General features: G+C 67.0%; 5 protein-coding genes and 1 tRNA gene. 5 read left to right on the top strand and 1 reads right to left on the bottom strand.

Going from position 1 to position 16,043, the window contains the following annotated elements:
- Positions 1-135: 135 nt before the first annotated feature.
- The 3 genes from BLR24_RS14460 to BLR24_RS14450 all read left to right on the top strand — a co-directional run bounded on the left by BLR24_RS14460 (position 136) and on the right by BLR24_RS14450 (position 1,885).
- A complete protein-coding gene (locus BLR24_RS14460; RefSeq protein ID WP_093017954.1) occupies positions 136-957 on the top strand; it encodes a ferritin-like domain-containing protein in 822 nt (273 codons plus the stop codon).
- A 206-nt stretch (positions 958-1,163) separates the two neighbouring features.
- Positions 1,164-1,439 carry a hypothetical protein gene (locus BLR24_RS14455; protein WP_093017952.1) on the top strand — a complete coding sequence of 92 codons (276 nt, stop codon included), beginning with the start codon at positions 1,164-1,166 and terminating at the stop codon, positions 1,437-1,439.
- A 372-nt stretch (positions 1,440-1,811) separates the two neighbouring features.
- A tRNA-Gly gene (locus BLR24_RS14450) sits at positions 1,812-1,885 on the top strand.
- Between the two features lie 76 nt (positions 1,886-1,961).
- Here the strand turns inward: BLR24_RS14450 and BLR24_RS14445 are convergent.
- Positions 1,962-2,846, bottom strand: a complete 885-nt coding sequence (locus tag BLR24_RS14445; RefSeq protein WP_093017950.1) for a class I SAM-dependent methyltransferase — start codon at positions 2,844-2,846, stop codon at positions 1,962-1,964.
- 849 nt (positions 2,847-3,695) lie between these two features.
- On the opposite strand from BLR24_RS14445, the gene BLR24_RS14440 reads away from it, so the two are divergent.
- Positions 3,696-11,045 carry a polyketide synthase gene (locus tag BLR24_RS14440; RefSeq protein ID WP_254787302.1) on the top strand — a complete coding sequence of 2,450 codons (7,350 nt, stop codon included), beginning with the start codon at positions 3,696-3,698 and terminating at the stop codon, positions 11,043-11,045.
- Entirely contained in the window at positions 11,042-16,042 is a 5,001-nt protein-coding gene (locus BLR24_RS14435) for a non-ribosomal peptide synthetase (protein WP_093017946.1), read from the top strand. Before BLR24_RS14440 ends, BLR24_RS14435 begins: the two co-directional genes overlap by 4 nt.
- The last annotated feature ends 1 nt before the right edge of the window (position 16,043 follow it).

Raw genomic sequence — 16,043 nt, 5'->3', positions numbered from 1 at the left:
GCCGCGGCCCCCGCAGCCCGGAGCGGCACCGCCCCGCGCCCCGGAATCCCCAAAAGCTGACACAGGAATTAGCGCGCAGAACCTAATGCGCCAGGCTTCGTCCTATTCAATTCAACGACGTACCAAGGAGCATGCATGGCAGGTCAAGAGGCGACCCACTGGAAGATCGAGGATCTGGACTTTTCGCGCATTGCGCGAGCGGAGGTCCGCAAGGACGAAAACCTTTTCTATCTCGTCGCTTGCGCCTCGTTCATCGAAAGCGGCTCGGACCTCTACACCCAGAACCTGGTCGACTTTTTCCGCGGCGACGACGAAGTCACGGCCTGGCTTGCCGACTACTGGGAAGCCGAGGAACTGCAGCACGGCAAAGCCTTGCGCGCCTATGTGTCCCACGTCTGGCCCGAATTCGACTGGGAAACCGCTTACCGCGGCTTTCTGGAGGAGTACGCCACCTACTGCAAGGTCGAACTCCTCTCCCCGACGCGAGGACTCGAACTGGCCGCGCGCTGCGTGGTCGAGACCGGCACCGCCAGCTACTACCGGGCCCTGGCGCGTGCCACCACCGAGCCGGTGCTGCGCGACCTGGCGAGCCGCATCGCGGCCGACGAGGTCAGCCACTACAAGCACTTCTACCGATTCTTCCGGCGCTACCGGCAAGAGGAAAAATTGGGCCGGCTCCGCGTGCTGGGCATCATCGGCCGGCGCACGCTGGAACTCAAGAGCGAGGATGCCGACTGCGCCGTCCGCCACGTGGTGCGCGTCCGATCACCCGAGCGCGCCTGCGATGCGGCTTACATCCGCCAACTGGGCGCGCGCATCAACGGCACGGTGCGCACCAACATCAGCCCGGGGACCACGCTCAAGATGCTGATGCGGCCGCTGGAGCTGCCGGCCAGCGTGGAAACCGTGATCCAGTACCCGATCAGGCAGTTCATGGAACATGTGTTTCTGCGCTGACGGGTCGGCTTCGTCGCGCCCCCCGCGCTTTTGGGCTTGGTCTGCGTCCGCATTGAAACTGGGTGGGCAGTGATGGCGGTGCGGCCTACATGGCGGACCGACTTTCCCTGACGTAGGGGCGATTGGTCGAATGTGAAAAATTCACATTCAACCAACCCAATCGGCCGGCAGCAGAAACATCTACGCAAGCCGGATCGGAGAATCAAATGCCCCTATTCCTTCTGTTGAGGCTGCAACGGGTGCAGCTGCCTGTCCGTGTCACCGACCCTGAGGAAGTGCGCCAAGTCTCGGTCCTTTTGGCCACCGGCCTGATCGAGGCTGAATTCGCAACCATCAAGTCACGGGCGCGGCATGCCGTGGAGCGGGTAGCAACCGTGACTCGCATCACCGAAGAGGGCCTGGCTGAGATCGCGACAGCAGGCCAGTCGCAAGTGTTCGCGCAACCCTTTGTTCGATTTGCTGGGGGGTTGCGATTGATGTGAGAGTAGTTATTTCCGATATGTACTACCAAATGTGTACAACTTTGATTCGTGCCCCCTCCATCGCACCCATTACAGAGGGCGAGTTCTCCACCGTTGCGGTGGATAAGACGGTGGAAAAGCATGCGCGCATCGCCGCAGAACGTTGCTACGCCTGCACCGCGACGCAGCGCCTGTAAAAGCGGCATCGCAGCCCCTGGGCCCGGGAGATGGGATCACGCTCGGACGATTTCATCTCGCCTGTCCGCCCGCTCGAGCAAGCCTGCAAGCACCTATACTCCCAGCTGTCGTCGTCGGCGCAGGCTTGCCCCTCGACGCCCTGTGCAGATCAAGCACCAGGTCAAAAACTCGTTGTGCTTCAACGAGTTGCAAAATGCGGGTGTAGTTCAATGGTAGAACGGCAGCTTCCCAAGCTTCATACGAGGGTTCGATTCCCTTCACCCGCTCCATAAGCCAGTTCGACCCACCCCCGGCACAAGCGGCCTGATTGCATGCGCGCGGGAGATTGCTCCTGGTCTTGGCGAATCACCCCGCAGCGGATGACGAATCCCCCCGCCGCCTGGCCACGCACATCAATGACAGCGCGCTGGTCGGCGCCGATGGCCGGCGCCCGGACAGCATGTTGCCGAGCCGGTATTTCCATTTCGCGGCCCCCACCACGCCGGACAGTGCCTCGGCGCCAATTTGATGGTTGTGCGGATAAACGCGGACGTCGAATCCCAAGGGCTCCAGCGTGGCGCGAAAAAATTCCTTCGTGACTCCGTCACCGGGCTGATGATGGACTTCGGTTCGCAGGCCCCATGACTGTTGGCTGCCGGTCTTGTGAAAGCCATACCTGGCCGCCCGATATACCCACAGCCGCGCATTCCACATCAGCTTCGCCACCCCTTTGTAATCCCACGCGGTGAGCTGCGGATCGTGGTCGGTGATCAAGAGGCCGTGGGGCTTCACCAGCCGGGCGCCTTCGCGCAAGACGGCGCCCATGTCTTCGCAGTGATGCAGCGACGCATTGATGGCGACGATGTCCGCCACGCTCGAGCGAAATGGCGTATTTGCCGCGTCGGCCAATACGGCCGTGTAGCCCAGCTTTGCCGCAAGTTCCAGCGAACCGGGGGCCACATCCACCCCCACCAGCAACTTCGGCTTTCCGCCCAGAGTGGCAAAGATATTGCCCGGCCCACAGCCAAGATCGATGACCACCTTGCCTGTCCAGTCGCCGCCAGCGGCCAGCCACCTGCTCTTGAAATGAGAGTCTCGATGGCAGTAATCCAGGTATTCCTGCGCCCATTGCGCATTGCCGAAATAGGTGGCATTGGCAAGGATCGCGCTCGAGGCTCGTTCGAGTTTCGAATGGAAATAAGTTCCAGAATGTTCGAGGATCACATCGGGCAATAAGATATCACCTAACATTTCGTGTCCTTCAACAAAAACCCCAGACTACTAAGTGAGTTGTTGCAGAGAATCACACGACTCCCGGATTTCTTGCCAAATTTTTTAAAACTATTACAGGGTTCGGGTAGTTAATAACAAATTCACTACCGCTCATTGCCGATCTGCATAGGCCTTAGGTAGTAAGTCTCCGGGGCACTGATCCGTCGCACTCCCACCCGGGAACGCCGCCTACCCAATAGTCGGCAGGCCCCTCTCCCGCTTCCGATACCCGAAATCGGATCTAGCCATCCCCTGCGTTTCCTACCGAATTTGAATCACCGCCCGGGTGAGGCGCGCGCTTGGACGCCAGCAAATCCCGCCAAGCCGGACGCGCGCAGTGGCAGGCGCTTTGTCATGGTTGCGGACCGCAAAAAGGGGGCGATTGTCTCCTTCGAAAGGGGGCGCATCGCTCATGCGGGCGGCGGGCGCAATTTCTACAGTGAGTCCCATGGCTAAAAGCCTTTGCGTGAAAAAGCGATGCCGCGCGGATCGGAAAATCCGGACCGCCGGGCCTGCGCTCGGCTCGCTACTCAGCAGTAAAGGCGCTGGCTACCCTATTCACGTGATCCAAGGTAGTACGGTTATGTAACGATCGTTTCTGGAATGCAACTTGACAAGTTTTCACCTACACCGCCCCAGGCAAAGTCTCTAGGATTGCCAGAGAAATACAAACCTACGTACTACATCCATTCTTCTTAAGAATTTGTAAATCGCTGCCAATCTATTGCATGCATTTCTTATTACATCTCCCCCATGAAATCCCCATCCGCATTGCCGTTGCAATTCGCGCCCCTCCATCTTCCATTGGAAGATGCATTTGGGCCGCGCTTGAATTCAAAAAAAACGGACGAGCGGATCGGCGGTGTATTGGAGATCGAACCGGAAAATGCACTGCGCTGGACCCGATGGATCGATGCCTCGGCGCAGCTGCCCGACACCCCTTTTGCAGCAGCCTGGCTTCTCTTGCAGGCCCGCTGGCTCGGCACGCAGGAGCCCGTTCTTCACGAGATTTCCGGGAACGGAGCGGAACCGCCGACAAGCCAAGCGGCGATTGCCACCGCCTTTGATCCCGGCCAGACGGCCGGCAACTGGCTGGCCATGCTCGACGAGCGACGCCGCACAGCGGCTGCGAACTCGTCCGAAGCGACATCGGGCCCTGTCTGGCTGAGCGGCAACGCCGCCAGCACTGCCGATCAAAAGGCCCCCCTTCGTCTCTGGCTGTCCACATCGTCGGGCTCGCCGTGTCTTCATGCCGACGCGGCGGCGACCCTCCTGGACCCGGCAACGGCAGCGCAACTGCTCTCGGCCATCGCCGACACTGCCGCCGACCTGATGGACCGCGTCGGCGCTTCCCTCGGCGACATCCGCACCCTCCCTGCGGCCGACCGCGAGCAACAGCTGTCAGCGTGGAACGCCGCGCTGTCTCCGCTGGACCGCAGCCTCACCGTTGTCGAGGTTTTCGCCCGCCGGGCCGCTGACGCGCCCGATGCCATCGCCCTCGCGGAGGGCGATGCGCAGATGAGCTATGGCGAGCTCGACCAGCAGTCGGCCCGGCTTGCGCACCGTCTCCAGCACCTGGGCGTGCGTGCGGGCGACAGCGTGGGCCTGGTGCTCGAGCGATCGATGGACGCAGTGGTCGCGCAGCTCGGAATCCTGAAGGCGGGCGCCGCCTATGTGCCGGTGCCGGCGGATTTTCCGCCGGAGCGCATCGCGTACATGCTCGACGAGGCGGACGCGCGCCAAGTGATCGCCACGTCGGCGCACCGCCACCTCGTGCCCGATTCCCGGGCGGTGCTGCTGCTCGATGAAGCCGAGCCTCCCGAGCTCGCCCCATGGCGCGCACCGGCCATCGACGGCGAATCGGTGGCGTACGTGATGTACACGTCAGGCTCCACGGGCGCGCCCAAGGGCATCGAGATCTGCCACCGCGCAATCCTTCGCCTGGTCGTGGATGTCGACTTCGCCGACCTGGCACCGGGTCGCGCCGTGCTGCACGCCGCACCGCTCGGCTTCGATGCCGCCACGCTCGAGATCTGGGGCCCGCTGCTCAATGGCGGCTGCTGCGTCGTTCACGGCGAGCGCGTGCCAACGGGCGCGGGCCTTGCCGCGACCATTGCGCGCCACGACGTGCACACCGCCTGGCTGACGGCCGCGCTGTTCAACGCGGTGATCGACGACGACCCGGCGCATCTGTCGGGCCTTCGGCATCTCATCACCGGCGGCGAAGCGCTCTCGGTGCCGCACGTGCGGCGCGCGCTGGCTGCGCTCCCGGGACTCACGCTCAGCAATGGCTACGGGCCGACCGAATGCACGACCTTCGCGGCCACCTATCGCATTCCCCATGTGCTGCCGGCCGACCTGCGTTCGGTGCCGCTCGGCCGGCCGATCAAGGACACCGTGCTGCGCGTGCTGAGCCCCTCGATGGCGCTGCTGCCGACGGGCTTGATCGGCGAACTCTGCATCGGCGGCCACGGCCTCGCACGCGGCTATCTGCGGCAGCCGCAGCTGACGGAAGAGCGCTTCGTGCCCGATCCGTTCGGCGACGTGGGCGAGCGCCTCTATCGCACGGGTGACCTTGCGCGCTGGCTGCCCGACGGCACCATCGAATTCATCGGGCGCCGCGACGGCCAGGTCAAGATCCACGGCCATCGCATCGAGACCGGCGAGGTCGAGATGGCCATCCTGGCCCATCCGGCGGTGCAGGCCTGCGCCGTGGTGGCACGGCCCGATGCCGATGGGCAGCTGCGCCTGGTGGCCTACCTCGTCGCGCGCTCGCACAAGATCTCGTGGGACGGGCTGCGCACGCACCTGGCCGCACGGCTGCCGGCGGCGCTGCTGCCCTCCGCCCAGGTGTGGCTCGACCAGCTTCCGGTCACCCCCAACGGCAAGCTCGACCGCAGGGCCCTGCCCGAACCGGTGGGCGACCGCCCCGAACTCGCGCAGCCGTTCGAGGAGGCGCGCAACGCCACCGAGGAGCGAGTGTGCGAAGCCTTTGCGCGCGCATTGCACATCGGCAAGGTCGGGCGTCACGACAACTTCTTCGATCTCGGCGGCGATTCGCTGCGGGTGCTGCAGGTGCTGGCCGAATTGCAGCGCGACAGCGCGCAGCCGCTGTCGACCACTCTCTTCTTCCGGCATCCGACGCCGAGCGCCATGGCGGCAGAGCTGGAGCCGGCGTCGGGCGAAATTGCATCGCCCATGGCCATCGCCACCGCCGCGCCGCGCGCATCCCTGCCTCGCTCCGTCGACACCAGCGACCTTTCGGATGCGATCGCGCTCATCGCCACCGCGGGCCGTTTCCCCGGCGCGTCGGACGTCGAGCAGTTCTGGGACAACCTCGTCGCCGGCCGCGACACCATCAGCTTCTTCGACGACGAGACGCTCGATGCAGGTGTCAGCGAAGCATTGCGCACCGACTCTGCCTACGTGAGGGCCCGCGGCGTGATCGAGGGCATCGAGAACTTCGACGCCGCCTTCTTTGGCATCGGCCCGAAGGAAGCCGCGCTGATGGACCCCCAGCAGCGCGTGTTCCTCGAGATCTGCTGGGAATGCCTCGAACGCGCGGGCTATGTGCCCGACGCCGCGCCGGGCCCGGTGGGCGTGTATGCCGGCATGTACAACGCCAGCTACTTCCAGCGCCACGTCAGCACGCGGCCCGACCTCATCGAAGCGGTGGGCGAGTTTCAGGTGATGCTGGCCAACGAGAAGGACTACATCACCACGCGGGTCGCCAACCGGCTCAACCTCACGGGGCCCGCGGTCAGCGTGCACACGGCCTGCTCGACCTCGCTAGTGGCCGTGGCCCACGCCTTCCATGCGCTGCGCACGGGCCAGTGCTACATGGCGCTGGCCGGCGGCGCATCGGTCACCTGCCCGACGCGCAGCGGCTACCTCTACCAGGAGGGCTCGATGCTCTCGCCCGACGGCCGCACGCGCAGCTTCGATGCGCAGGCCCGGGGCACGGTGTTCAGCGACGGCGCCGCGGTGGTCCTGCTGAAGCGCCTGTCCGACGCGCAGGCCGATGGCGACACCATCTATGCCGTGCTGCGCAGCGCTTGCGTCAACAACGACGGCGGCAGCAAGGCCAGCTTCACCGCGCCCAGTGTGGACGGGCAGGCGGCAGTCATCCGTGCGGCGCTCGCGGCGGCCAACGTGGACGCGCGCAGCATCTCGTACGTGGAGGCGCACGGCACCGCCACGCCCATGGGCGACCCGGTCGAAGTCGAGGCACTGACCTGCGCCTACGCCGAGCACACCGACGCGCTGGGCTATTGCACGCTCGGCTCGCTCAAGAGCAACGTGGGCCACATGGTGACGGCCGCGGGCGCCGCCGGGCTCATCAAGACCGCCCTCTCGCTGCACCATGAAGTGATTCCGCCGACCGCGCACTTCAGCGCGCCCAACCCGGCCATCGACTTCGCGCGCACGCCCTTCTACGTGTCGCCCAGCCTGCAGCCGTGGCCGCGCGCCGGCGAGCCGCGCCGTGCCGGCGTCAGTTCCTTCGGTGTCGGCGGAACCAACGCGCACGTCGTCGTCGAAGAAGCTCCGGTGCGCCCCGCATCGACGTGCGCGAAGGGTCCGCAGGTCCTGCCGCTGTCGGCCCGCTCGGAGGCCGCGCTGGCCGTGGCCACCGAGCAGTTGGCCGCGCACCTGGAGGCAACGCCAGGCGTGCCGCTGGCCGATGTCGCCTACACGCTGGGCGTCGGCCGCAAGGCGCACGCCTTCCGCCGCGCGGTGGTAGCCAGCGACGCGGCCGAAGCCGTGGCCGCGCTGCGCGGCAACGACGGCCCGTGGCGCGTCAGCGGCCGCATCGATGCGCGCGCGCCGCAGCCGGTGCTGATGTTCCCGGGCCAGGGCGCCCAGTACGCCGGCATGGGCAAGAACCTGCATGCGAACGACCCGGTGTTCGCCGCCGCGTTCGATACCTGCATCAAGGCCTTCGGCGGCGCGTTGGACTTCGACCTGCGCGAGCGGATGTTCGGCACCGACGCCCAGGCGCTGGTGCCCACGGCCGTCACGCAGCCCGCCATCTTCACGCTCGAATACGCGCTGGCACGCCGGCTCCTGTCGCTCGGTGCAAGGCCGCATGCGCTCATCGGCCACAGCGTCGGCGAGTTCGTCGCCGCCGTGCTGGCGGGCGTGATGCGCCTGGAAGACGCCGCCCGGCTGGTGGCCCGCCGCGGCGCGCTCATGCAGGCCCAGCCCGCGGGCGCGATGCTGTCGGTGCGCATGGGCGCGACCGAACTCGCGGCCCGGCTCGGCCCGTCGCTGTCGCTTGCCGCGGACAACGGGCCCACGGCCTGCGTGGTCGCCGGTCCCTTCGACGCCATCGAAGCCCTGCAGGCCGAGCTGCAGCAAGACGACATCGCAGCCCGCCCACTGCAGACCTCGCACGCATTCCACTCGTCCATGATGGACGCCGCCGTCGCCCCCTTCGAAGCGCTGGTCGGCGAAGTGGCGCTGCATGCGCCCACGATCCCGATCTTCTCGACGCTCACGGGCCGGCTGCTCGAAGACTCGGAAGCCACCACCGCCGCGTACTGGGCCCGCCACTTGCGCAGCACCGTGCAGTTTTCGCCGGCGGTGCGCGGCGCCATGGCGCACGCGGCCCGCCCGCTGTTCGTGGAGGTCGGCCCGCGCAACACGTTGGCCACGCTGGTGCGCCAGCACGGCGCGGGCGAAGTGATGTCGCTTCTGCACGGCGAACCGGCCGACGAGGCCCGCACGCTGCGGCTGGCCCTGGCCCGCCTCTGGACCTGCGGCGCAGATGTCGAGCTGTCCCGGCTCGCCGTTCGCGCCGGCGCACAGCGTGTGCGTCTGCCTACCTATCCCTTCGAGCGCAAGCGTTTCTGGGTCGACATCGCGGCCCCCGCAGCGAGCCCGGCCTCCGCGCCGCCCGCCCTGCCAACCGATGCGCCGGCTGCCGCTCAGCCTGCGCTTGCGCCCTTCGTTCCACCTCTCATCCTGGAGCCGACCGTGACAGCTGCTGCGCCCACGCCACATCTTTCCACCGCGTCCACTCCAGCCGCCGAACCCATGGGCGCGCGGCTGCGGTCCTTGTTCGAGGACATCTCCGGCATCGACATGGCACAGGCGGACGGATGTGCCGCTTTCGGCGAACTCGGCCTGGATTCACTCACGCTGACCCAGGTTGCCACTCAGATCAAGAAGCGTTTCAAGGTCAACCTGAGCTTTCGGCAGCTGATGGAGAACTACCGCTGCTTCGACACGCTCGCCGCATTCCTGCAGGAGAGCCTGCCGCCCGAACCCGTGGCTGCTGCACCCGCGCCGGTGGCATCGCCCGCCTTCGTTCCCGCATCGGTTCCTGCGGCGGCGCAAGCCGGCATCGCGGTGCAGCCGGCCGCGTACATGTCGCCGATGAATGCAACGGCTGCCGCCAGTGGCATCGGAGCCGCGCCGCTCGCGCAACTGGTCGCGCAGCAGATGGAACTGATGCGGCAGCAACTTGCACTGCTCTCGAGTATGGGAGCGGACGCGGCCCCTGCCAGGCCCACCGTGCTCCTGCAGCCAGCGCCGGCCGCGGCCGCACCGGCTCAGGCCGTGCCGTCCCCTGCCGCGCAGCCCTCCGCCGACGACGGCGGCGCACCCAAGGAGCCGGTGCGCTACGACGTCACCAAGGCGTTCGGCGCCATCGCCCGCATTCACACCCAGCGCACCGCCGAGCCGAGCGGCCGGCAGAAGGCCCGGCTGGCCACCTTCATGCGGCGCTATGTGGAGCGCACCCGCAAGAGCAAGGAGTTCACCGCGGCAAACCGCCCCCACATGGCCGACCCGCGCGTGGTCAACGGCTTCCGGCCGCTGACCAAGGAGATCACCTACCAGATCGTCATCGAGCGCTCGAAGGGCTCCAAGCTCTGGGACCTGGACGGCAACGAATACGTCGATGCACTCAACGGCTTCGGCATGAACATGTTCGGCTGGCAGCCCGACTTCGTGCAGGATGCGGTGCGCAAGCAGCTCGACGCCGGCTACGAGATCGGGCCGCAGCACCCTCTGGCCGCCGACGTGACCCGGCTGATCTGCGAGCTCACGGGCTGCGACCGCGCCGCCCTGTGCAACACGGGCTCCGAAGCGGTGATGGCCGCGCTGCGCATTGCGCGCACCGTCACCGGGCGCAGCACCGTGGTCGCTTTCACCGGCTCCTACCATGGCACTTTCGATGAAGTGCTGGTGCGCGCGGGCAAGGGCGGCAAGGGCCTCTCGGCCGCGCCAGGCGTGATGAGCGGCATGTTCGGCGACATCCGCGTGCTGGACTACGGCACGGCCGAAGCGCTGGCCTTCATCCGCGACAACGCCGACGACCTGGCCGCCGTGCTGGTCGAGCCGGTGCAAAGCCGCCGCCCCGACTTCCAGCCGCGCGAGTTCCTGCAAGAGGTGCGCGCCATCACCGCGCAGCAAGGTGCCTGCCTCATCTTCGACGAGGTCATCACCGGCTTTCGCACCGCACTGGGTGGCGCGCAGGAACTGTTCGGCGTGCGCGCGGACCTCGCCACCTACGGCAAGGTGATCGGCGGCGGCTTTCCGGTCGGCGTGATCGCCGGCAAGCGCGCCTTCATGGACGCACTCGACGGCGGTGCGTGGCAGTACGGCGACGACTCGATCCCGGGCGTCGGCGTGACCTATTTCGCCGGCACCTTCGTGCGGCACCCGCTCGCACTGGCCGCGGCCAAGGCCTCGCTCGAACATCTGAAGGAAGCCGGCCCGGCGCTGCAGGCCAGCCTGACCGCGAGCACCGCCGAAATGGCCGGCGAACTCACGGCGTGGTGCGTCGAGGTGGGCGCGCCCATCGCCGTGCGCCATTTCGCCTCGCTCTGGCGCGTGGGCTGGCTCGAAGACCATCCGCTGCAGGACCTGCTGTTCGCCATGATGCGCAGCCGCGGCGTCCACATCCTGGACAACTTCCCCTGCTTCCTGACCAGCGCGCACAGCGCAGAAGACATCGCGACCATCAGCCGCGTGTTCAAGGAATCCGTGGCCGAGATGCAGGAGTCCGGCTTCCTGCCGCGCAGGGCCACCGTGGTCACGGGCTTCGACTATCGCAAGGGCCACGAGGAAGACGGCTCCGTGCTGGCTCGCGACATCGACGGCCAGCCCTTCTGGTATGTGCCGGACACCTCGTCACCCAATCAACTCATCAACGGAAAGGCCGCAGCATGAACGCCGTTCTTCGCCCTCCCGCCGCCAGCGGTTTCATCGAATGCGTGATTCCGACGACGGAATCGCAACGCGAGATCTGGCTCGGCGCCACGCTGAGCGCCGAAGCCTCGATGGCCTACAACGAATCGGTGCTGCTGCACCTGCGCGGGCCGCTGGACCGGGAAGCCATGGCGCGTGCCGTGGCCCGGCTTGTCGCACGCCATCAGTCCCTGCGCGCCACCATCACGCCCGACGGCACCTGCATGCTGGTGAGCCAGCCCGGCGAAGATCCGATGGAGCAGAGGGACCTGAGCGGCCTCGCCCCCGATGCGCGCGAGCAGGCGCTCGAGACAGTGCACACCGAAGCGGTGTGCACGCCGTTCTCGCTAGAACACGGCCCGCTGTTCCGGGCCGTGCTGTGCCGGCTCGCCGGTGACGAGCATGAGCTCGTCATGTCGGCCCACCACGTGGTCTGCGACGGCTGGTCATGGGTGGTCATCACAGAACAGCTTGGCCAACTGTATGCCGAGCAGACGGGCAGCGGACACCCGCTCCATCCCGCTCCCTCCTATTCCGACTTTGCCGCGGTAGAGGCGGCCGAAGCCCTGCATCCGGACATGCAGACGCATGTGGACTACTGGCTCGAACGCTTCTCCGGCAGCGCCCTGCCCGTGCTCGAACTCCCGCTTGACCATCCGCGCCCGGCCACCCGCACCTTCGGCTCGCGGCGTGTCGAGCGCCTGCTCGATCGCCGCCTCGTCAACACCTTGCGCACGGTGAGCGCCAAGGCGGGGGCCAGTCTCTTCGCGGGCCTGCTCGGCGGCTTCGTCGCGACGCTGCACCGCCTTACGGGGCAGGACGACATCGTGGTCGGAATTCCGGCCTCGGGCCAGCTCGCACGCGACATGCCCGGCCTCGTCGGCCACTGCGTGAACCTGCTGCCGCTGCGCATCGCCGCACCTGCCGGACTGCGCTTCGATGCCCTGATGAGCGAATGCGGCACCGCCGTGCTCGATGCTTTCGAACACCAGGCGCTCACCTACGGCGCGCTGCTGGGCAAGCTTTCTCTCCAGCGGGACCCGAGCCGGCTGCCGCTGGTGAGCGTGATGTTCAACGTCGACCCCGACGTCGCCACCAGCGCGCAGTCTTTCTCGGGCCTGGAGGTCGTGCAGGACACGATCCCGCGCCAGTATGAAAACTCCGAAATGTTCCTGAACCTGCGGCCGCTCGACGGCGGGTTGCAGATCGAGGCGCAGTACAACACCAGCCTGTTCGATGACGCCACCGTGCAGCGCTGGCTCGACATATTCGAGTGCGTGCTGCGCTCCGGCGCGCGCACGCCGGACGAAGCGATCGGCCGTCTCGAAGTGCTGTCGGCCGAAGGCGCGCAGGCGCTGATTGCGCTGCAGCCGCCGCCCATTGCGTTGGTGGGAGCGCCGCTGGCGCACGCCGGCTTCCTGGCGCGCGTGCCGCTGCAGCCCGACCGCCCCGCGGTGCGCGACGGCGGACGTGTCTGCAGCTATGCGGAACTCGATGCCAAGTCCAATCGCCTGGCCCGCGCACTGCGCGCGCGCGGCGTGCGCCGCGGCCAGTGCGTGGGCCTGTGCCTGGAGCGCAGCCTCGAGATGGTCGCCTCGCTGTTGGCCGTGCTGAAAGCGGGGGGCGCCTATGTCCCTCTCGATCCTGCGTTTCCGCAGGCCCGGCTCGAGCACTACGCCAAGGACGCCTCGATCAGCCTGTTGCTGACCTCGTCGGACGTCGTGGGCGCGCCGCGCAACTGGCGCGCCGATCCGGGCGACCGCCTGTTCGAGATCGACCGCGACACCGCATGGCAACAGGAGTGTGCAGACGCGTTGTCGCCGAGCGATGACGACGCCGGTCCCGACGATGGGGCTTACGTGATCTACACCTCCGGTTCGACCGGCCTGCCCAAGGGCGTGTACGCCCCGCATCGCGCCGTGGCCAACCTGCTCCAGTGGATGCACCGGGTGTCGGGCCTGCACGCGGAGGACCGGATCGCCGCGGTCACGACTCTGTCGTTCGACATGGCGGTGCCGGACCTGCTGCTGCCGCTGGCCACGGGGGCAGAGATCGTGATGGTGCAGCGCGACACGGCCATGGACGGCAATCGCCTGTCCAAGCTGCTGGAGCAGGAACAGATCACCCTGCTGCAGGCCACGCCCGGCATGTGGCAACTGCTGCTCGACGCCCAATGGCCGGGCGCACCGGGCTTCAGGGGATGGACCGGCGGCGAGCCGCTGCGGCCCAGCCTCGCCTTTGCGCTGTGCGAGCGCCTCACGGAACTCTGGAACGGATACGGGCCGACCGAGACCACGGTGTACTCCACAGCCTGGTGCGTCGACCCCGACTTGATCGTGTCGCGCGGCGTGTCCATCGGCCAACCCGTCGACAACACCGAAATCTGGATCCTCGACGCCGACCTGCAGCCCTGCCCGATCGGCGTGCCCGGTGAAATCTGCATTGCGGGCGCCGGCCTCGCGATAGGCTACCTCGATCGCCCGGAACTCACCGCCGAGCGCTTCGTCACGGCCCGCATCTTCGGCGTCAACAAGGCGATGTATCGCTCCGGCGACCGCGGACGCTGGCGCAACGACGGGCTGATCGAGCATCTCGGCCGGCTCGACTTCCAGGTCAAGGTGCGCGGCTACCGCATCGAGCCCGGCGAGATCGAGGCCCGCTGCTGCGAAGTCGCCGGTGTCTCGCGCTGCGTGGTGGTGGCGCGCGAAGACCATCCCGGCGATGTCCGGCTGGTGGCCTATCTTGCGCTGACCCCCGGCGCCAGTTTCGATCTCGATGCGCTGATGGCGCATCTGCGGGAATTCCTGCCGGCCTTCATGCTGCCCCAGCACGTGGTCACGCTCAAGGAGCTGCCCACCCTGGCGAACGGCAAGGTCGACCGTGTCTCGCTGCCGCCGCCGCAGGCAGTCTCGCGCGACGAGGTGAAGCGCGGTGCCGGCCCTCGCAACGAACGCGAAGCCAAAGTGCTCGCGGCCATGGAGAAGGTACTGAGCCTGCCCGGCCTCGACATGCGCGACGACTTCTTCATGATGGGCGGCCACTCGCTGCTGGCCGCGCGCCTCACCACGATGCTGAGCCGCGAGTTCCAGATCACGCTGCCGCTGCGCGCGCTGTTCGAAGCGCCCACGGCCGAGCGACTGGCCACGGTGGTCGAAGGGCTGCAGGGTGCGGGCGCCGGCGCGCAGGCGCCGCTTGCATGCAACTTCAATCGCAGGACGGCACCGCTCACGCCGTCGCAGGAACGCATTCGCCTCATGGAAGAGCTGTATCCCGGCCGCTCCGTCTACAACGCACCCTCGGTGCGCCGGTTGATCGGCGATTTCGACGCCGAGCGCTTCGAGGCCACGGTGAAGGAAATCATCCGCCGCCAGCCTTCGCTGCGCACCAGCATGGGCATCGATCCCGTCACGGGCAAGCCGGCACAGGTCGTTGCGGAGCAGGTGGAGTTTTCGTTGCCCGTGATCGACCTGAGTGGCTTGCCGGCGGACCAGCGCGAAGCCGAGCTCATGGAGCGCGTCCAGGAGCTGGCCGACGAGCCCTTCGACATCCATCGCGCGCCGATGGCGCACATGGCGCTCTACCAGCTGGCCGAGAAGGACCACGCCTTCATCTTCGTGCCGCACCACCTGGTCTGGGACGGCTGGTCCTTCGACCTGCTGCAGCGCGAGCTCGCGGCCATCTACGAAGCGGCGGAGCGCGGGCGGCCGCACGGCCTGCCTCCCATTGCCACTACGCATGGCGACTACGCCGAGTGGCTCGAAAAGTGGATGGAGGAACCGGCTTGCAAGCAGCAGCTGGAGTTCTGGCGCCAGCGCTTTGCCAGCGCGCCGCTGCCCCGCCTGCCCAACACGGACATGCCGCGGCGCTCCGGCAAGAGCGGCCAGGGTGGCGCGCACTGGATCCACATCACGCCTGCGATGACACAGCAGCTGCGCGAAGTGGCGCGCGGCATGGACGTGACGCTCAGCATGCTGACTTTCGGCGTCTATGCGCTGACGATGAGCCAGGTCATCGGGTCCAGGTCCATCGTGATCGCGAACCCGATCCGGGGCCGGCAGCAGCCGGAAACCGAGGACGTGATGGGCTGCTTCAACAACGTGCTGCCGGTTTCGCTCGAGGTCGATTTCAACCTCTCCCTGCCGGCTTTCATGCGCTACGTGAAGCAGGAGCTGCTCACGATGATGAACTTCCAGCAGGTTCCGTTCGAACGCCTCATGGCGCAGTCCGGGCTGGAAAGCCACATCCGCGCAGTCGGCCCCTACCAGGCGATGTTCTCGTTCCAGGATGCGCGCGAGCGTCCGCGCTCGATCGGCACCCTGCAGAACCAGCAGATGTACGTGATGCAGCGCGGCGCGACCGACGACATCGGCGTCTGGCTGCTCGACAAGCCCCATGGGATGGAAGGCGCGCTGATCTACAACGCCGACATCTACCTGCGGGAGACCGGGGCGCAGCTGCGCGACCGCTATCTCGAGGTGCTCTACAGGGTGGTCGATCACTCCAAGGAAACGCTGGCGGAGCTCGCCACCACCGAAGGCTCCTCCACCGCCGCCTATCTGCGCAAGCTCGCCGCCATCGACCCGATCAAGACCTTGGCACCAGGCAACGGAGCAACCGGCGCGCAGAAGAACGATGACGTCCTGTTGAACCCCGAGCACGCCAAGCTCGCGCAGATCTGGGCCTCGGTGATCGGGATCGACGTCAACGAGATCCGCGCCACCGACAACTTCTTCGACCTCGGCGGAGATTCGCTGCTCGTGCTGCGGGCGATCCAGCAGACCGAACGGACGCTGGGCTACCGCGTGAACTCGCGCCGCTACCTGTTCGAGAACCTCGGCCAGATCGCGACGTTGGGGCACCAGGGACCGGACGGCTCCGATCTGTCGGCTCCCGGGCAGATGCCGCTCGGCAACCTGAAAGGCACAGCGCGGGGCGAAGGGTTGCTGAGCACCCTTGGCAACTGGCTGCGCAAGGAGTAAT

It is taken from the genome of Variovorax sp. OV700, assembly GCF_900099805.1.
Classification (GTDB): domain Bacteria; phylum Pseudomonadota; class Gammaproteobacteria; order Burkholderiales; family Burkholderiaceae_C; genus Variovorax.
This window is presented reverse-complemented; position numbering and strand designations above follow the sequence as displayed.

Coding starts and splice junctions, on each gene's coding strand:
- BLR24_RS14455 (WP_093017952.1), top strand. CDS start 1,164: ATGCCCCTATTCCTTCTGTTGAGGCTGCAACGGGTGCAGCTGCCTGTC.
- BLR24_RS14460 (WP_093017954.1), top strand. CDS start 136: ATGGCAGGTCAAGAGGCGACCCACTGGAAGATCGAGGATCTGGACTTT.
- BLR24_RS14445 (WP_093017950.1), bottom strand. CDS start 2,846: ATGTTAGGTGATATCTTATTGCCCGATGTGATCCTCGAACATTCTGGA.
- BLR24_RS14435 (WP_093017946.1), top strand. CDS start 11,042: ATGAACGCCGTTCTTCGCCCTCCCGCCGCCAGCGGTTTCATCGAATGC.